The organism is Serratia sp. CY71090, assembly GCF_052166845.1.
Taxonomy (GTDB): domain Bacteria; phylum Pseudomonadota; class Gammaproteobacteria; order Enterobacterales; family Enterobacteriaceae; genus Serratia; species Serratia nematodiphila.
This window is the reverse complement of the sequence record NZ_JBJNOA010000001.1, coordinates 259,716-278,003: the sequence shown is the minus strand read 5'-3', so window position 1 is coordinate 278,003 and position 18,288 is coordinate 259,716. Positions and strand designations below refer to the sequence as shown.

Below are 18,288 nucleotides of genomic sequence, written 5' to 3'. Positions count from 1 at the left end.
AATCTGGACAGGTTTTCGTTGCCCTGCAGGCGGCTTTCCGTTAAAATGCCGCGCGCTTTACCTGGGCCTGCCCAGCGTTAAAGCGGATTCCCGAACTTGCTACTTGGGTCGCCTGTAGCAGGGTAAATTTTCTTTTAAGAGAAAAAACAATGTTCACTATCAATGCAGAAGTACGTAAAGACCAGGGTAAAGGTGCGAGCCGCCGCCTGCGTGCAGCAAACAAATTCCCAGCTATCGTTTACGGTGGCAAAGAAGCTGCAGTTTCCATCGAATTGGACCATGATTCTGTTAAGAACATGGAAGCTAAACCAGAATTCTACAGCGAAGCAGTAACTCTGGTTATCGACGGTAAAGAAACCAAAGTTAAGGTTCAGGCTGTACAGCGTCACCCGTTCAAGCCAAAACTGGCTCACATCGACTTCGTTCGCGTTTAATCGCTACGTTTTCGAACCTTTCGGGACGCCGAAATAAAGAACGCCGCAATTGCGGCGTTTTTTATTGTCTGCGATCCGGCGCGCTTACTTGCCGCTGCCGGTCCGGCGCTGCAGCTGATCGCGCAGGTTCGGCGGCGTGCCTCTGATGGTCAGCGTGTCGGTGGCCGCATCCCAGAAAATGCGCTCGCCCAACAGCATGGCGTCGAAATTCAGGCTGATACCGCCGCCGCTGCCGGCAAATTTGGTCAGCTGGCGCAGCGTGCCGCGATCCGCCGGGAAGCTTTCCTCCAACTCATACCCTTGCTCGCTGGAGAACTGCATGAAGTCTTTCTCGCCGACCGGCGACAGCTCCTGCGACAGGGCCTGCAGTTCAATCTCTTCGCCCGCCTGCAGCTGTTCGTTGCAGTAGCTGTACACCTGTTGGCGCACCGACTGGCGCTCGTTCTTGTCCAACTGCGCATCGGCGCAGTAGTCGTCCACCGCCTGCAGCAGCCCGCGGTTTTGCGCCTTGGTGTCCAACCCTTCGGACGCCGCCAGGAAATCCATGAAGAAATCGGCGACCTTGCGGCCTACGCGCCCGCGCAGGAAGGTCAGATAGCGGGTCGATTCCGGGTTGGTTTCCCATTCGGTCAGATCGATGCGCGCGACGATATCGGCGTTGTTGATGTCCAGATAGTGCGTGGTGTTGATATCCAGCTCTTCGTTGACGCGCATGCTGTTACGGCTGTTCAGCACCGCGATCAGCAAGTACTCCACCGCCAGATAACGGTATTGGCCGAACAGCACCACGCCGCCTTCGGCAAACGGATACTTTGCCAGTTCGTCGCGCAGGCGGCCGGTCGCCGCGCGGCTGAAGGCCAGAAAGTCCTTATCGTCCCTGCGGCAAGTGCGCAGCGCTTCCGCCAGTTCGCTGCCTTCGTTGAACAGGCCCAAGGCCTTGCTCTTGGCGCTGTAGACGCGATGCAGTTCCGTCATCATTTCTTCCACCGCCGCGTTGGTGGGAAGCAAGGTATCGCGCAACACCACGTCCAGCGTTTGCTCGTCGCGTTTCACCAATTGGTGCAGAGCGATCTGGTCGATATCCAGACTCATGATAAATCCTCCTGTTCTTTAGGCGCGTATTCAAACACTGAAGACCCCGCCCTGCAATACTAAAAAGCGGCGGCAAACCGGAAAGGCACAGCGGGGCCCCGCCCCGGCGCGGGCGAACAATTTCCCGAATGACAGGAAGTGATAAAAGAGCGGAAAATCACTGCCCTATACGGTAAGATAGGGCACTTTGCAGATTACTAAGCGCAATTTTATGCCACAATCATCCCGTTACAGTGACGAACACGTTGAACAACTGCTCTCAGAGCTGGTCAATGTTCTGGAAAAACACCATACCCCCACCGATCTTTCCCTGATGGTGCTGGGCAACATGGTCACTAATTTGATCAACACCAGCGTTGCCCCCGCGCAGCGGAAAACCCTGGCGAGATCGTTCGCGGAAGCCTTGCAGGCTTCTGTCCGTGAAGATAAAGCACATTAATATTGACTTATGGTGACAAACCGTCAGCGTTATCGTGAAAAAGTCTCCCAGATGATCAGCTGGGGGCACTGGTTCGCCTTATTCAATATCCTGCTCGCCCTTGGGCTGGGCAGCCGCTACCTGTTTGTCACCGACTGGCCCGCATCCCTGCTGGGCCGGGTCTATGCCTTTGTCAGCCTGCTGGGGCATTTCAGCTTTATCGTGTTCGCCGGCTATTTGCTGGTGATCTTCCCGCTCACCTTCGTGGTGATGTCGCAGCGGCTGCTGCGATTTATTTCCGCCGCGTTGGCCACCATCGGGCTCACGCTGTTGCTGGTCGACAGCGAAGTGTTCTCCCATTTCCACCTGCACCTCAATCCGGTGGTGTGGGATCTGGTGGTCAACCCGGATCAAAGCGAACTGTCGCGTGACTGGCAGCTGATGTTTATCTGCGTGCCGGTGATCTTCCTGGTGGAGATGCTGTTCGGCACCTGGAGCTGGCAGAAGCTGCGCAGCCTGAACCGCCGCCGCTTCGGCAAGCCGCTGGCGGCGCTGTTTATCAGCGCCTTTTTCGCGTCGCACCTGATTTATATCTGGGCCGACGCCAACTTCTATCGCCCGATCACCATGCAGCGGGCCAACCTGCCGCTCTCGTACCCAATGACCGCGCGCAAGTTCCTCGAGAAACACGGCCTGCTCGACCAGCAAGAGTATGAGCGCCGTCTGGTGCAACAGGGCAACCCGGAAGCGGTATCGGTGGAGTATCCGCTCAGCGATCTCAGCTACGGCGATAAAGGCAGCGGCTATAACCTGCTGATGATCGTAGTGGACGGCATTCGCGCCAAAGACGTGGCGCAGGACATGCCAACCCTGACCCGCTTCGCCCAGGAAAACGTGCGTTTCAGCGATCACTACAGTTCGGGCAACCATGCCGATACCGGGCTGTTCGGCCTGTTCTACGGCATTTCCCCGACCTATCTGGACAGCGTGCTCGCTGGCCGCAAGCCGTCGGCACTGATCAATGCGCTCGGCGATCGGGGCTACCAGCTGGGGCTGTTCTCCTCCGATGGCTTCAATGCCAGCCTGTATCGCCAGGCCCTGTTGACCGACTTCTCGCTGCCGACGCCGGCGCCGCAAAGCGACGCCCAAACCACCCAGCAATGGCAACGTTGGTTGGCAGACCAGGGTAGCAAAGAGCCGTGGTTCTCCTATATCAACTTCAGCGGCGCCGAGCCGACCGAAGGCGACAAAAAACCGGTTCCGGCCGACTTTATTCGGCGCTACCGCACCGGCGCGCAAGATGTGGATGCTCAGATAGCCCGGGTGCTGGACACGCTGAAACAGCGCGGCCTGCTGGATAAAACCGTGGTGGTGATCACCGCCGAGCACGGCGTCGAGTTCAACGACAGCGGCAAAGGCCAATGGGGTGCCGGCACCGCCTTCAACCAGGCGCAACTGCAGGTGCCGTTGGTGATCCACTGGCCGGGCACCCCGGCGCAGACCATCAGCAAGCTGACCGGCCATAACGACGTCATGCGCACCTTGATGCAACGCCTGCTGCACGTGCAAACCGCGCCGAAAGACTATTCGCAAGGCGAGGATCTGTTCACCGCCCAGCGCCGCAACAACTGGATCGCCACCGGCGATGGCAACCAGCTGGTGATCACCACGCCGACACAAACGCTGATGCTGGACAACAATGGCAACTATCGCGTCTACGATCAGAACGGCGAAGAGATAAAGGACGAGAAACCGCAGCTTGCTCTGCTGTTGCAGGTGTTGACCGATGTAAAACGCTTTATCGCCAACTAACTGCTTAAAACTAAAGCAATCAAGTGGCGAGGCGCTTGCATTAACATCGGGAATCGGTAGTATGATTTTTCATAGCGTCGGCATGTAGCGCAGCCTGGTAGCGCACCGTCATGGGGTGTCGGGGGTCGGAGGTTCGAATCCTCTCATGCCGACCAAATTCAAGAAAACCTGCTGTTACAGCAGGTTTTTTTTCGTCTGCACGTCGGGAGGATGAGAATCTCCGCAGGAGGTTTGAGCCGAACGAAGTGAGACCACGTTGCTTTAGCAACGGCCCGCAGGGCAAGCATCGAAGATGCGCATAATCCTCTCATGCCGACCAAATTTAAGAAAACCTGCTGTTACAGCAGGTTTTTTTTCGTCTGCCGTTTACGCGGAAAGTTTAACGATCGCCGCCGGAATACCCTGACGCACCGCCGCACCGGTCACCCAATCCAGCCAGGTGTTCGGCACTTCGCGCGTCGGATCGGCAAAGCCCAAATCGTTGAGATTGATGCCGGCGGCGATGCGCTCATCCATCGCCAGCGGTTCGCCGTCCAGGTAGTGCTGGCTGGCTCCCATCTCCCGGTGGCCGTAGCCGTGTTCCACCGCGATCACGCCGGGCATCACCCCCGCCAGCAAACTGATCTGCGCCTCGCGGCTGCCGCCCGGCGTGCTGATGCGCACCCAATCACCGTGTTGAATGCCGAAACGCGCTCCGTCCGCCGGGTTCAAGGCCACCAGGTTCACCGGCTTCACGTCGTGCAGGCGCCGGATCACCGCGGTGGAGCTGCTCATCACATTAGATTTGAAGGACATCAGGCGCAGCGGCCACTGCCGTTCTGGGTAGAGCGCTTCCACCGCGCGGCCGTCCGACAAACGCGCCGGGTAGCAGGTGGGGCAGCCGCTGAAACGCTCGCCGGTGATCGCATGCCGGTGCTTCGCCACTTCCGCATTCCAGATCTGCAGCGGTTTCTCCCAGCGGTTGCCCACGCTGCCGTCGCGGCGGCCGCTGTCGTGATCGGCGAAGCGGCCGCCGCGGCTGTAGATAAACGCCACGCGGTCGATCTCATCGGCGCGCAGCGTCTGCGCCAGTTGCGGCAGCAAGCGATCGACACCGCTCAGCGCCAGTTCGTCCGCCCTCGCGGCCGGCACCGGCGCCTTGCCGGAAAACGCCACGTTGGCGGCGGCGCGCAGATAATAATCCTCGGCACGGTTGAGCGGCAGCAGCCCGCCCTGGCCGTCGCCGATAGCGCGATCGCCGAACCCCGGCAATGCCAGGCGTTTGGCGATGGCAATGCAAAACGCCTCCATGGAAATCGGCTGCCCTTGTGCCGTTTGCGCAGTCGCCGGCGTCACTATCGGCCAGCGCGCGGTGGTGGTCTTACTGGCGACGCCTCCCCAGGGGGCGCTGAATCCCCAACTCTCAAAATTATGGGTGTCCGGGACGATATAGTCGGCCAGCGCCGTCGTTTCGTTGATAAACGCATCGATAGCGATAAACAGCGGCAAACGCGCCGGATCTTTCAGCCGCTCCTCCGCCACGCCGCGCAACCCGGCGATACCGTACAAGGGGTTGGTCATGTTCGAGATCCAGGCTTTCAGCCCATACGGGTAACCTGCCAGCGCCGAGGTCAGCAGCTCGGTCAACTGCCCGGCGACGAACGGATACCAGGGCGCTTTGGCCGGCCAGGGCGAAATGCCCGCCGCCACTTTTTCGCGGTATTCGTCGGAGGTTTCATAGGCGGCCTTGCTGCGCGCGATATTCAGCCCTTTCGGTTTTACCAGGCCAGGAAACTCGACCAGGTTATAGCGCGGCCCCTCGGCGAAGCCGTTGAATTTACCGCCGCCGACGAACACGCCCCCCGCCAGGCTCAGGTTGCCGATCAGCACGTTAAGCATCATCACCGCCCAGGTATTGTAAAACCCGTTCGCCGCCATCATCCCGCCATGGGCGATCACTGCCGCCTTGCGCCCGTGGGCGGTAAAGGCCTCGGCCAATGCCGCGATGCGTGCCACCGGCACGCCGCATTGCCGGCTGTACGCCTCCGGCGACAGCTTGTCGGCGGCCTCTTTCAAACACTGGAGGCCGCTTTTCACCTCCACCTGCGCGCCATCGTGCAGCGTCACCGTACGGGTTACCCACAGCTCGGCGCTGTCGCACGTCTCGGCCGCCACCAGCTCACCCGCGCCGTTGACCACCAGCGGCGACGCCGACCCGGCGCCGTTCAGATCGGCCTGCGTCAGATGCTGCCCCGCCCGCGGATGCTCGCTCTCGGCGATCACCAGATGCGTGGCGTTGGTCCAGCTCTTCTCGCCGGCGCGTTGCATGGCGGCCTCCGACGGGATGGCGAGATAATCGGCCTGATAACGCCGGTGGTCGAGGATCCAACGGATCATCGCCATCGCCAGCGCCGAGTCGGTACCCGGCAATATCGGGATCCAATGGCCATGATCGTCCGCCAACGTGGTGGTCAGCGGCAGCGCCGGCGCCACTACCGCATAACGGAATTCGCTGCGCAATCTGGCGCTGGCCAATTGCCGGGCCTGGCGCTTGAACGGGTTGCCGGACTGCGCCGGTGAGGTCCCCATAAACAGCGCGAATTCGACCTGTTCCCAGTCCGGTTTCACGTGCGGGTTCTTGTCCAGATCGTTCATCAACGCGCCGGAACCGGCACGGTAGGCCAGCCCGCAGTAAGCGCCGTGCGCGCCGAAGTTTTTGCTGCCGAAACTGTTCTGGGCGAAGCGCCGCAGGAAGCTATCGCGCCCGTCGTCACCGGCATTGGTCACCAATAGCTGGTTGGCTTTTGGCCCCAGCCCCGGCCGTCGGGCATCGATCGGCGTCTCCAGATCGCGGATCGCCCGCAGGCCGTCCACATGCCCCTCGCCGAACAGATTGCCGCCCTCCACCACTTCGGCGATCAACTGCTCAAAGCTGATGCGCTGCCACTTGCCCTCGCCGCGTTTGCCGACGCGCTTCATCGGCTCCAGGACGCGCAGCGGGCTGTAAAGCCCCTCCAGCAACGTGGCGCCGCGCGCGCAGGCGGTGGAACGGGCGTCGAGGCCGCTTTCGCCGCCCAACTGCGCCAACGCGTCCTGCAGCGGCAACGCAGAGTCGACGTGCCGTTCCTGAGACAACGGATGATAAGGGTTGCCGGCAATGCGCAATACCCGGTCGGTCTGCCTGTCCACCCGTACCCGCACGCCGCATTGCGTCCAGCAGCCGAAACATTGGGTCATCGAGATGGCCTGTTGCGGATTGCCTTGCCATTCCGGCATTGCCCGCCCTTCTGGCGGCAGGGAGTTGCCGTTGATGCGATCCAGAGTCACCCGCCCTGAGGTACCGTGAATCAAGCCGTCGATCGCCCGTTTGGCGACTTCGCGATAGCTCAGGCCGAAAGCGGACAATCCGCCGAAGGCCAGGCCCACTTTCAACCACTGACGCCGGGTGAGTTTAGCCATGTTGTTTTCTCCGCAGTAAAAACGCCTGTGCTTCACGCACCATGATCATTAACGCCAGCCACAAGCCGAAGGTGCCGACGATCGCCAGCAAACCGTCAGTGCCGAGCGGCAGGCTATAAGAGGAGTTAGACGCGCTGTATTTCGGGATGGTTTGTACTTCGATCAACAGCGTCCAGCGCATCAGCCAGCTCAGCCCTAGTGCGCCGGCCACCAGCAGCGGCGCACCACCGCGCGGCAAGCGCCGATAGCCGGCCCAGGCGGCGCACGCCAGCGTCAGCCCCCATAGCGCAATCCATCCCGCGGCATACCGGCGCGCCATCGCCTGCGTCTGCAACCAGTGGCGTACCGCCGCGCCGGATAACGTATCGCCGCATACCCACAGCAGGATCGCCCCGCCGAGCAGCAGTAACGTCAGCAGCATCCCGCGCGCCAGCGGCGCCTGCAGACCGGGCCGTTCGCGCATCGCCAGCAGCAGCAAAGCCAAGAGCGCCTGCAGCGCGCTGAGGAACATCACGATCGGAAACCCGTAGCTGAACCAAATTGGGCGGGCGCGCACGATGGAAACCTCTCGCCCGGTGTACAACAGCAGGCCGATAGCCACCAGCGCGCAGGCGGGCGCTATCCCACGCAACAGCGCAACCGGTCTGCCCGTCAGCCGCGTAAATTCAATCGCGATAAACCACAGGCCGATCAGCAGGGTAAACAGCGGCAAGAACAGCGCGCCCCACGGCATCCACGACCAGGGCGTCGGGTAGGCGTAGAAATGCCAGAAACGGGCGGTTTGATGCAGGTCGGCGGTCAACGCCAGCGGCGCGGTAATGGCGCACGTCAGCCCGATAAACAGCGCCATGCGCTCCAGATGCGCGGCGTTATCTCCACCGCGCCAGCGCCACACGCAGGCCAGCAGCGCGGCGCAGGCGGCGATGCCGATAAAGAAGAAATATTGTACGGCCCACGGCAGCCAGCTCACCGCCTGCGGCTGGCTCAGCACTTCTGCGATCATCAGTTGGCGGCTCATCGTCTTTCTCCCCATAAGGCGACCTGCGCCCGCCCCGGCAGCGGCGTGACGAAGGCATCATCCAGCCCCAGATAGAACACGTGGGGCGCGGTTTGGTTCTCCGGCTTGAGGACTTTTATCTCGGCCTCGTGGCGCCGCAGCAGCTTGCTCAACATGCTGTGCGGATCGCGCATATCGCCGATGATCCGCGCCCCTCCCACGCACGACTCCACGCATGCCGGCAACAATCCCGCCTCCAGCCGGTGCACGCAAAAGGTGCATTTGTCCGCCGTTTGGGTGGTGTGATTGATAAAACGGGCATCGTACGGACAGGCCTGTACGCAATAGGCGCAACCCACGCAGCGTTTGTTGTCGACCACCACGATCCCGTCCTCGCGCTGGAAGGTGGCCTGTACCGGACATACCGGCACGCAGGGCGGGTTGTCGCAGTGATTGCACAGCCTGGGCAACAGCACGTTGGTCGCAGCGGCTTCGCCTTCGAGGCTGACCTGATACTGGTTTACCGTGGTGCGAAACTCCCCGTGCGGCGTCTGGTTTTCAATGGCGCAGCTCACGGTACAAGCCTGGCACCCTACGCAGCGCCGCAGGTCGATCAGCATCGCGTAACGGCGGCTCGCATCCCCCTCGCGCCGCGTCGGTGCTAACGTCAGCCCGGCCTCCGCCACGGAGATCAGCGAAGCCCCCGCCGTCAACACGCCCAGCCGCTGTAAAAACTGCCGTTTACCGAAATCCATGCGCCTCTCCCACGTCCTGGGCATCACCCCGATCACGCTATTGATGCCCGTTAGATGAATAAACAATGTCGATGATTTACAGTGTAAAAATGACATTGGGCTCAGCTCTATTGTGGTTAACCACATACCGGACCTAACGTTGATCTAAAACAAGTGACGGCAGGCAGATTACCCATCAGGAGGGGCCGTGAGGGTCGTGTTATTACTGCTGCTCAGTCTCGGCTGGGGGATGGCGGCACAGGCGGGCGAGTGGTCGGTCGGCGTGCTGGCGATGCGCGGCGATGCGGCGACCGCGCGTGACTGGCAGCCGCTGAACGACAGGCTCAACGGCAGCGTCGGCGGTGAGCGCTTCCGCCTGCAGCCGCTCGATCTGGCGCAGATGCGCGAAGCGGTCAATCGGGGCAGCGTGCAGTTCGTGGTCACTAATCCGGCGCAGTTCGTGCAGTTGAACAGCCACTATCATCTGCGCTGGCTGGCGTCGTTGCGCGCCGCCAACGGCGATCGGGCAACGGGCAACATCATCGGCAGCGTGATTTTGGTGCGGCGCGACAGCGGCATAACGACGCCGCAGGCGCTGATGGGCAAAACGGTGGGCGCCATCGATCCGCAGGCCTTCGGCGGCTATCTGACCGGCTATAAGGCGCTCAGCGATGCCGGTATGCGGCCCGAGCGCGATTTTCACCTGCGCTTTACCGGTTTCCCTGCCGACGCCCTGCTCTATCTGTTGCGCGAGCGCGCCATTCAGGCCGCTATCGTTCCCGTCTGTCTGCTGGAGAAAATGGGTCAGGAAGGCTTGATCAACCCGGCGGATTTTCGCCCGCTGTTGCAACGGCCCACATCGGTTCCCTGCGTCACCAGCACGCCGCTTTATCCCAACTGGTCGTTCGCCGCCCTGCCCGGTCTGGATAACTCACTGGTGGATGCGGTGGCAAGAGCCTTGCTGACCGCACCGCCGCAGTCTCCCTTTCAGTGGGGCGCACCGGCCTCGACCAGCACGGTGGAAGCGCTGCTGCGCGCCGTCAATCAGCACCCGGAACAGCGGCGCCTGTGGCTGGATATCAAGAGCTGGCTGATCCAGCATCAGACGGCCGTCAGCCTGTCGCTGGCGGTGCTGGCGCTGTTGATCGTCAACCATATCTGGATCGCGCTGCTGGTGCGCCGGCGTGGGCGACAGCTGCTCCATGCCGGAGAACAACTGCGCCGTCAGGAGCAGGCGCTGGAGAACGCCAGGCAGTTGAACGTGCTGGGAGAGATGGCCTCCGGCTTTGCGCATGAGCTCAACCAGCCGCTGGCAGCCATTCGCCACTATGCGCAAGGGTGCCTGATCCAACTGCGCAAAACGGACGCCGGGCACCCGCTGCTGACGCCGCTGGAAAATATTGATCGGCAGGCGCAGCGCGGCGGCGAGACGATTCATAACCTGCGCCAGTGGGTGCAGCCCCCCACCGAGACGGTAGACAAGGCGAGCTGGCGCCCCATCGCGGTGAACGAAACCGCCGAGCGGGTGTGGGCACTGCTGCGCCTGACGCAGCGCTACCCCGACCTGAAACTGTTCAACAACGTGGCGCCTTCGCTGAGGCTAACCCTGCCGCCGGCGCTGCTGGAACAGCTGCTGGCGAACCTGCTGCTGAATGCGGCGCAGGCCGGCGCCAACGCCGTCTGGCTTTCCGCCGACGAGCACGAACGGGCGCTCGATGTACATTTGCAGGACAACGCGGGCGGGATGAGCGCGGCCGGGCTGGAGCAGGCTTTCCGCCCCTTCAACACCACCAAGGCCGGCGGCATGGGGCTGGGGTTGGCCATTTGCCGCCGCCTGGCCCGCTATGGCGGCGGCGAGATCCAACTGGCTAACGGCCCCGCCCCCGACAGCCGCAATGGGCTATGCGTCACCCTGCATTTCATATTTAACGATGAGGAAAACCATGTCGCTAATTCATCTGGTGGATGATGACGTCGCCGTTACCGACGCCTGCCGTTTTTTGCTGACCAGCCTCGGCCACGACGTGCAATGCTGGAATGACAGCACCGACTTTTTGGCGCAGGCCGATCTGTTTCAGACCGGGATCGTCTTGCTGGACATGCGGATGCCGAAACTCGATGGGCACCAGGCCTACGCTGAGCTGCGCCGCCTCGGCAGCACGCTGGCGGTGGTGTTCCTGTCCGGCCATGGCGACGTGCCGATGGCGGTGGAGCAGATGAAGTACGGCGCGGTGGACTTCCTGCAAAAACCGATCGCCGCTGAACCGCTGATCGCCGCCCTCGAACGGGCGCGGCAGGTCTCGGCCAAAGCCTGGCGACGCCATGAAACTTGCGGCCGCTACCGCACGCTCACGCCGAAAGAACGCGACATCGCGCAGCTGGTGGTGCGAGGAATGATGAACAGGGAAATGGCGGAGCGGTTGAATATCGCCCTGCGCACCGTAGAGGTTCACCGGGCGAAAGTGATGGAGAAAATGCAAGCCGCCAGCCTGGCGGAATTAGTGATTCAGTTGCAGGGGTTACCGCACGCCGCGCACGAATGAACGCATCATGCAAAATTCCGCGCCCCCTCTTGCCAACCGGCCTTCCTCAGGCCAGAATACTGTACATTAAATCAGTATTTACAGGTGAGTCATGTTTGTAGAATTGGTGTACGACAAACGCAACGTCGCTGGGCTGCCCAACGCCGCCGAGATTATTCGCAACGAGCTGGAAAAACGCGTGCATGCGCTGTTCCCGGAAGCTGACGTGCGCGTGAAACCGATGCAGGCCAACGGCCTGAACTCCGACGCCAGCAAAAGCGATCGTGAGAAGCTGAACCGAATGTTGGAAGAGATGTTCGAAGAAGCGGATCAGTGGCTGGTCACTGATATTTGACGAGCAGTAACCCCCAGCGGGAACCTTGCCAGGCGGAACGGGTCGCGTGTTTGCCCGAGCCTCTCGGTGATAATGCCGGCGCCGATGCATTAGACGGCCAATAACCTACTGCACCGGCATTTTACCTGGCATCCACTTTATTTATGAAACCGCGTTGGTTTCCGATGACGTGTCATCGTTTGATACCAGCGCCTCCGGCGGCAGCACTTCCACCCTTTCGCGCGCCGGCATGGCGAGGCGCAGATCGATCCAGCGCCCTTCAGGGATATCCATCGCTTCGCCGGCCACGACCGTTGCGGTATCGATGTCAAAACGGCGTTTGCTGATTTTCACCGTGATGCCACCGTCGCTATCGGTAGCGGTTTCCACAAAGCACAGGCGGTTACCATTGACATCCTGCGGCACCTCAATGGTCCAGCCCTCCTTTGCCAACCCCAGTGAGCCATTCAACTGATAAACGCCGACGGAGATTCGCTCTGCGCTCACCCCGTCCGCCTCACCATTAACCGCCGCGCAACCGGCCAGCGCAAAGCCGCCTTCCAGATAGTCAGCCTGCATATGCTCAGGCGCAGCGGACAATCTGGCGATCGGCGAGGCTTTCTTGATAAAACCGTTGCCGTCAACCGTGGTGTTGGCTTCCGACCACATCCAAACCCAGGGGGTAAACGCGGTGCCATTCCAGCTGCGCACGGCAATTTTCCCCGTTTGCGCAGCACTCACGCCATAGCCGTAACAGGTTTGCACCGTTCGATAGCTGTCGTCGGTTCCCGCTTGCGTCACTGCCCATGAGCGCGTATCGAGGAAATAAGTCCCGGTATCTTTGAATGGATTACCGATCGGATCGGTAGCCGCATACCCCCGGCGGCTTTGCATTTGCGCATTGAAGTTTCCTTTGGAAGCTGCTGACACGCCTTTTGTTAATCCCCAATATTTCAAGTCTGAAATGTCGGCCACCCCTGGGAGATCTGTCGTGCTGAATAATCGAGACCAAGAAATGGTTGAAGCGGCTGCGGGGGTTGAACTACCGACCCAAGCTTTCCGTTCAACCGATGTTGCAAAATACGCACTCGACGGCCCACCATCAACGGGTAAAACCAATACGCCGCCAGTTGCCCCGCCAGGCCTGTTGGCGGTCGCGATGGTATAGCGACGAATACTTGACTGATTATTCGAAGAAAAAATATCAGCTGTATGAACAGGACCAGAAGCAAAACCAGCGGCGGTAACGACTTTGCTATTTTCGGCTGCATTCTGCTCACTGACTTTTGCCGCCGCTGCTGATGCTGCTGATTTGTCGGCAGACAAAGCCGCCTCGGCACGCAAGCGATCGACGGTTTGCACAATCTCCGGCGTGATATCGCTTTCCCCTGGCCGGCCTAGGAAATCATTGAGCGTGCCAGGCAAGGAATCGTTATAAACTTCGATAGCCCCCACTCGCTCCGGCTGCGCACCATACACAGAGATAATGACCTCGTAAGCGCCCGCCTCCACGGGTAGGGAATATTTACCGCTATCATCCGTCACTGATTGTGATTTAGCCAAGCTCAATACCGTTGACGAGGTCCTGACTGCGCGCAGGGTAATGGTTACGCCGGAACGAGGATCGCCGTAAGGGCCTTTTAATACGCCGCTGATTAATGTCATTGCACTTTCTCCATGAGTTCTTTGATTAATTCATCCTGGCGATCGATTCTATCCAGAGCCTGATTCAATGCGGCCAGGGCCACATATCCCAGCGTTGAATAATCGACGGATTTTACCCGAGTAACAGTTTCGCCGTTTTGCAATTCTAAAGAACCACCTTCAGCAACAACCTGGGGAAGTTTCTTTTCAATTTCTTGTGCGATACCACCGATAAATGGCTTGCCATCACGCTTGCCGGTGTAGAGTTTTAAACCGCGAATGAGTGTTATAGGGTCTTCAATTTCTTTTACTTCCGTTTTAATTCTAAGGTCTGAGCCGGTCACCCAATTTCCGGTTAAATTATTAAAGTCTCCATTATTCTGTAGACGCACCTCATGCCAGACATTGGCGTAATCCTTAAATGAAATCGCACCATAATCAGTTACGCCAATTTCGCGACGACAAAACATTTGCATGGCAGTGACAACGCCACCTGCTGTTGTCATGACCGATAGTAATGTCGGGCCATCTACAGTTCCGGTAGATCTGGTAAACGTCTTTTCAGCACGAACATTAGACGACCCCGTATCACCAGAGTTTAAATGAATGCCATTTCGCCCCATCATGGTATCATCAAATGTCGTTGACTTACGGAAACGTGAATATCCCCCCACGTCAAGGTTTGCCGTTTGCCCTGTCACCAAAGAACCCTGTAAAGACAGTGAACCTTTAATTTCCTGGGCAGCGCTAATCGTCTTGTCTAACTTATTATTGAGTGAAGCTGTAATATTATTCCAAGCCGGACCGCCATAGGTGCTGCCATCCGGCAACTTAACGGTAATATTTCCGGTATTGCTGAAGACCTGCTGCCAGTTCTCTTTATCGAGGTTCAGCCCACGCAGGGCTTTGGCCGTCTCGGCAACCAACTGGGCGGTGATGGCGTTCATCGCGTCGCGCGGAACGGCATACCATGCTGCGCCCGCCTGCGTTGGGCCATCATAGGCTTTAATCAGCGTGGCCTGTGTGGCGTTGTCAACGGCTTTCACCGGCAGCGTATAGGTGACGCCGCCGACCACGCTCACGATGAAATCACCGGATTTTAATTCGGTATTAAAGGCCGTTCCGGTACCTTTTACTATTATGGAATTACTCGTTAGGGTGAGAGTGCCTACTGGCATAAGTATCCTCCTAAATTAGCCTGATAAAAACCTCGTTACGGAGGTGATGATTACTCCAGCGCAAAGGCCGTATATTGTGGCGTGGCAAAGATATTCACAATAAAAGTCGTTGAGTGCGATTGTCCTTGGTCAAGCTCTCCTGAGGCAAGCTGCCAAAAGGCAGTCGAAGACTTCCCAATTAATGCATCGACATAAACGATGGATACCGAAGGTTGTCCGCTACCTGAACTGGAACTAACGGGAACCTCTGGCATATAGCCTCCACCGGTTGCATTTTGCCTAACCCCGCCATAACCGTGAGGATAGCCGCGTCCGCTTCTTCTAATTTGAATCTGTCCAAAAACACGAACGGGAATAACATTATTACCGCCAAAACGTAATAACCGACTCGCATTAGTATGATAACCCGTCCAGCTTAACATCGAGCCATCCATGATCGCGCCCTCGATATTCGCAGCGGAAAGTTTCCCCTCAATGGAACAGTTTTCAAGAATTCGACAATTGCCAATCACACCATTTTTAAACTCACCGGTGTCGGCATATATTGCTCCACGGGCGCTAATGTTATTGAATTGTGCCCCACCGTCTTTATTTATCGCCCAGCCACGCTGCCCACTTACCCAATTAGAAGACTGGATATGCTGTGCGATCTTTGCGCTATCGATAGTGCCATTGCGAATAAACGCGTCGCTAATAAACACCTGTCCATCCACCACGGCAAACGGCGAATACTGATTGCTGTTGTTGCCGCTCATCAGCACGAACTGGTTGGCGTTAAAGCCGACGCGGGTGGTGACCGGCCTGCCGTTTTCCGCCAATACCGCGATCGACATGCCGGCGTTGTAGAAGGTGCCGTTCACCCGCACGCCCGCTTTCAGCGTATGGATGGCCGTGGCGCCGTCGGCGTCTACCGTCGCCGTCAGTTTGTCTTCCAGCACCGCCGCCACGTCGTCAATCTGCGCCTGCACCTGGGTTTTCATCTCGGCCAGCCCGCGATCGACCTCCGAGATGGTGGTTTTCACCACCATGATATCGGCGCGCACCGTGCCGTACTGCGCCCACTGGTGATCCACCGTCGCCTTGTTGGCCAGCGCATTCTGCAAGATGGCGTCGATGTTGGTGTCGATATCGCCCACCAGCCGCTCGCCGTCTTTCGCGGTCAGAAGATCGTCGCCGATGTTCTCGAGATAGTCGCCGGCGTCCGCGTTCGCCTGCCCGGCGCTCCAGCCTGTCCAGTCGCCCTGATTGCCCGTGCGGTCTTGCAGGCGCGCGCGGAACCAGAAGCCCTGTCCCGCCTTCAACCCGGTCATGGCGTGGGTGTGCAGCGGATACGGGATATCGGCCAGCAGCATCGCATTATTCCCGGCGGCGTTGTCTGCATACTGAATTTCGGTCTTGAGCGTATCTTCAGCGCCGATGGGGAACGCCCAGTCGAGCTGGATGCCCCACAGCAAAGGCGATGCTTTGAAGTCGACCGGCATCGGCGGCTTGCCCTCTTTGCCCTTGAGGTAGGTTTCCATCGAGGTCGCCCAGACAGACGACACATTGCTGGCGTTGATGGCCCGCACCCGCACCCGATAACGGCCGGCGTAAATCCCCGGCACTTCAAAGCCGAGCGCCGAGGTGCGCGGCACCGACACCCAGTTGCCGTTATCTTTGCGCCATTCCGCCTCATAGGCGATGGCATTTTCAACCGCGCCCCAGGCGGCGCGCAGGGTGGTAATGGCGATACCCTGGCTCACCGAGGAGTAGCTGTCGATGGTGATGTTTTTCGGCGGCGCCTGCACGCCGGGCGGAATGATGGAGATCGGACGATCGTCGATACGCGCGCCGGTATCGATGCGGGCGTACTTGTTCGGATCGTGTTCCGCGGCGTTGACGGTATAGGTGTTATCGCCGTTGTCGGCGATGCCCACCACGCGGTAAAGCTGCACCGCCAGATCGTCCGCATCGATGGACCATGCCGCTTCCGGCGCCGGCGTCTCGCTGTAGGCGGTGGTGACGGTCACTACGCGATCATTCACCGCCTGCACGGTGCGCGCCTGCGCTTTACCTGAAGGCAGGTTAACGATCAGGCGATCTCCGGCTTTGGCGCCCGGCGTCCTGTCCAGCGTCAGTTTACGTCCGTCCACGCCGCTGAGGCGCCCGCCAATCACTCGTCCGGCCAGCATCTGGTCCGCCACGCCGACGATATGCCCCGGCATGGGGATCATGCCGTCCAGCCCCACGGAGAAGCTGACCGTACGATCCTTGCTGTTGGTCAACAGCGCCCAGCGGCCGCGGCGGTTCGCTTCGCTCGGCGTGGTGCAGCCGATGGCCGTCAGCTCGGTCTGGTTCACGTCGTAGCGGCGTACCAGATCGCTGTCGAATACCGCCTCTATCGCATCGGCGTAATGGTTGCCCGGATCGGACCAGCTGACCATCGCGGTGCTGTAACGGGTGCGTTCGCTGGCGGACGAGTAGGTAAACTTGCCGTCGATCACGTTGGCGCGGGTGTAGGTGAAGTCCATATCGCGCGGCATGTCCGCCAGGGCGACCATTTGGTTTTGCCCCCAATAGGTCATGCCGCGGAAGATGCCGGCCAAATCGCTCAGTACCGTCCAGGCCTCTTCCCGTGACTGCAGATAAACGTTGCAGGTGAAGCGCGGCTCCATGCCCTCGCCGCCGCGCCCGTCCGACACCGGCTGATCGCAATACTGCGCGATGCGGTACAGTTCGGACTCGGAGACCTGGGAGGCGTCGATGCGATCGCCCAGGCCAAAGCGCTCGGCCAAAATAATGTCGTAAAACACCCACGCCGGGTTATCGCTGTAGGCCCACTGAAAGCCGCCGCTCCAGATGCCGGTATAGCTGCGCGTTTGCGGATCGTAATTGTCCGGCACGCGGATCAGGCGGCCGCGCGGTTTGCAGCTGATCTTCGGGATGTTGGGGAACTGCTTTGAATCAAACTCAACGTAAAGCAGCGCAGTGTTCGGATAGCGCAGCTTGGCGTCGATGATTTCGGTCAGCGCCTCGATGTTCATCCGGTCGGCGATCCGGGCGCTGTTGGCGTTAGGCGTCAACCGGCGTACGCGCAGCTGCCATCCCGTGGTGGCCTTCGGCAAATTGATGCGGTGCGAACGTTCATACAGCGAGGTGGTTTTATCGTCGATCGCCGCCGTTAACACCTCCTGGTAGCTGCCGCCGTCGGTCGCCACATCGATGGCGTACTCGATGCGATAGCCGTTGACGTCGCCGTTGTCCGCCTGCTTTTGCAGCATGGGCCACCCCAGACGCAGTCGAACGGCGGAAAGCTGCAGGTTAGAGACGGAGCGCACCCACGGCGCGCCGCTTTTCAGTTCACTGCCAACCGAGATCTCATTCTCAACGGCGGGAATACCCTGGATATATTCCTGCGCCTGCGAGCCAGGGCGGAATTCCCAGCGGAAACCGGGAAAGTTTTCCGTTCCGTCGCTGCTCAGCACCGGCGTACCGTCAACAAAAATGTTTGTGCCATCCAGCCCGCCGGCAAACTCCCCTTCGCCTAATGCGAACAGCATCTTCGCTCTGGCGATCGACTGAATGCTGTCCGGCGATTCTACCGGCGTGTGGCCGCCACCGCCGCCGCCTTTACGCCCACGGATCATGTTCTGTGCCATATTTCGCCCATAAAAAAAGCCGCTATTGCGGCTGTCTGTTCAAACGG

General features: G+C 59.7%; 13 protein-coding genes, 1 tRNA gene and 1 other RNA gene. 8 read left to right on the top strand and 7 right to left on the bottom strand.

Annotated elements, in window-relative coordinates:
* The first annotated feature begins 149 nt into the window (after positions 1-149).
* Complete coding sequence (rplY, locus tag ACJ8OK_RS01355) at positions 150-434, top strand: 50S ribosomal protein L25 (RefSeq protein ID WP_004935776.1); 285 nt, start codon at positions 150-152, stop codon at positions 432-434.
* An 84-nt stretch (positions 435-518) separates the two neighbouring features.
* Here the strand turns inward: rplY and yejK are convergent, their stop codons facing one another.
* Positions 519-1,526, bottom strand: coding sequence for a nucleoid-associated protein YejK (yejK, locus tag ACJ8OK_RS01350; protein ID WP_166445269.1), 1,008 nt, complete (start codon positions 1,524-1,526; stop codon positions 519-521).
* 211 nt (positions 1,527-1,737) lie between these two features.
* Here yejK and ACJ8OK_RS01345 point away from each other — a divergent pair, with 211 nt between their 5' ends.
* From ACJ8OK_RS01345 to ACJ8OK_RS01330, 4 genes are all read left to right on the top strand, one after another.
* A complete protein-coding gene (locus tag ACJ8OK_RS01345; protein ID WP_004935782.1) occupies positions 1,738-1,965 on the top strand; it encodes a YejL family protein in 228 nt (75 codons plus the stop codon).
* A gap of 9 nt (positions 1,966-1,974) precedes the next feature.
* Complete coding sequence (gene yejM, locus ACJ8OK_RS01340) at positions 1,975-3,756, top strand: LPS biosynthesis-modulating metalloenzyme YejM (RefSeq protein ID WP_048324436.1); 1,782 nt, start codon at positions 1,975-1,977, stop codon at positions 3,754-3,756.
* A gap of 78 nt (positions 3,757-3,834) precedes the next feature.
* Positions 3,835-3,911, top strand: a tRNA-Pro gene (locus ACJ8OK_RS01335).
* 35 nt (positions 3,912-3,946) lie between these two features.
* Positions 3,947-4,075, top strand: a non-coding RNA gene (locus ACJ8OK_RS01330) — RtT sRNA.
* A gap of 47 nt (positions 4,076-4,122) precedes the next feature.
* Here the strand turns inward: ACJ8OK_RS01330 and ttrA are convergent.
* From ttrA to ttrB, 3 genes are read right to left on the bottom strand one after another with little or no spacing between them, the layout of a single operon-like run.
* Positions 4,123-7,194, bottom strand: coding sequence for a tetrathionate reductase subunit TtrA (ttrA, locus tag ACJ8OK_RS01325; RefSeq protein WP_442530339.1), 3,072 nt, complete (start codon positions 7,192-7,194; stop codon positions 4,123-4,125).
* Positions 7,187-8,212 (bottom strand): tetrathionate reductase subunit TtrC, encoded by a 1,026-nt coding sequence (ttrC, locus tag ACJ8OK_RS01320; protein WP_033632547.1) that lies wholly within the window; start codon positions 8,210-8,212, stop codon positions 7,187-7,189. Before ttrC ends, ttrA begins: the two co-directional genes overlap by 8 nt.
* Positions 8,209-8,946 (bottom strand): tetrathionate reductase subunit TtrB, encoded by a 738-nt coding sequence (gene ttrB, locus ACJ8OK_RS01315; RefSeq protein WP_033632546.1) that lies wholly within the window; start codon positions 8,944-8,946, stop codon positions 8,209-8,211. Before ttrB ends, ttrC begins: the two co-directional genes overlap by 4 nt.
* 229 nt (positions 8,947-9,175) lie before the next feature.
* Here ttrB and ttrS point away from each other — a divergent pair, with 229 nt between their 5' ends.
* The 3 genes from ttrS to ACJ8OK_RS01300 all read left to right on the top strand — a co-directional run bounded on the left by ttrS (position 9,176) and on the right by ACJ8OK_RS01300 (position 11,802).
* The gene (gene ttrS / locus ACJ8OK_RS01310; RefSeq protein WP_442530439.1) at positions 9,176-10,894 is read left to right on the top strand and encodes a tetrathionate respiration histidine kinase TtrS; all 1,719 of its coding nucleotides are present in this window, start codon (positions 9,176-9,178) and stop codon (positions 10,892-10,894) included.
* Complete coding sequence (gene ttrR / locus ACJ8OK_RS01305) at positions 10,869-11,468, top strand: tetrathionate respiration response regulator TtrR (protein ID WP_033632544.1); 600 nt, start codon at positions 10,869-10,871, stop codon at positions 11,466-11,468. Before ttrS ends, ttrR begins: the two co-directional genes overlap by 26 nt.
* Before the next feature lie 91 nt (positions 11,469-11,559).
* Entirely contained in the window at positions 11,560-11,802 is a 243-nt protein-coding gene (locus ACJ8OK_RS01300; RefSeq protein ID WP_004935803.1) for a DinI family protein, read from the top strand.
* Positions 11,803-11,943: 141 nt separating this feature from the next.
* On the opposite strand, the gene ACJ8OK_RS01295 is transcribed toward ACJ8OK_RS01300, so the two are convergent.
* From ACJ8OK_RS01295 to gpJ, 3 genes are read right to left on the bottom strand one after another with little or no spacing between them, the layout of a single operon-like run.
* Positions 11,944-13,446: a phage tail fiber protein gene (locus ACJ8OK_RS01295; protein WP_072010098.1), complete on the bottom strand. Its 1,503-nt coding sequence runs from the start codon at positions 13,444-13,446 to the stop codon at positions 11,944-11,946.
* Positions 13,443-14,603 (bottom strand): tail fiber domain-containing protein, encoded by a 1,161-nt coding sequence (locus ACJ8OK_RS01290; RefSeq protein WP_442530338.1) that lies wholly within the window; start codon positions 14,601-14,603, stop codon positions 13,443-13,445. The genes ACJ8OK_RS01295 and ACJ8OK_RS01290 overlap by 4 nt, the downstream gene beginning before the upstream one ends.
* A 50-nt stretch (positions 14,604-14,653) precedes the next feature.
* Positions 14,654-18,241, bottom strand: coding sequence for a TipJ family phage tail tip protein (gene gpJ / locus ACJ8OK_RS01285; RefSeq protein ID WP_135638391.1), 3,588 nt, complete (start codon positions 18,239-18,241; stop codon positions 14,654-14,656).
* Between the last annotated feature and the right edge of the window lie 47 nt (positions 18,242-18,288).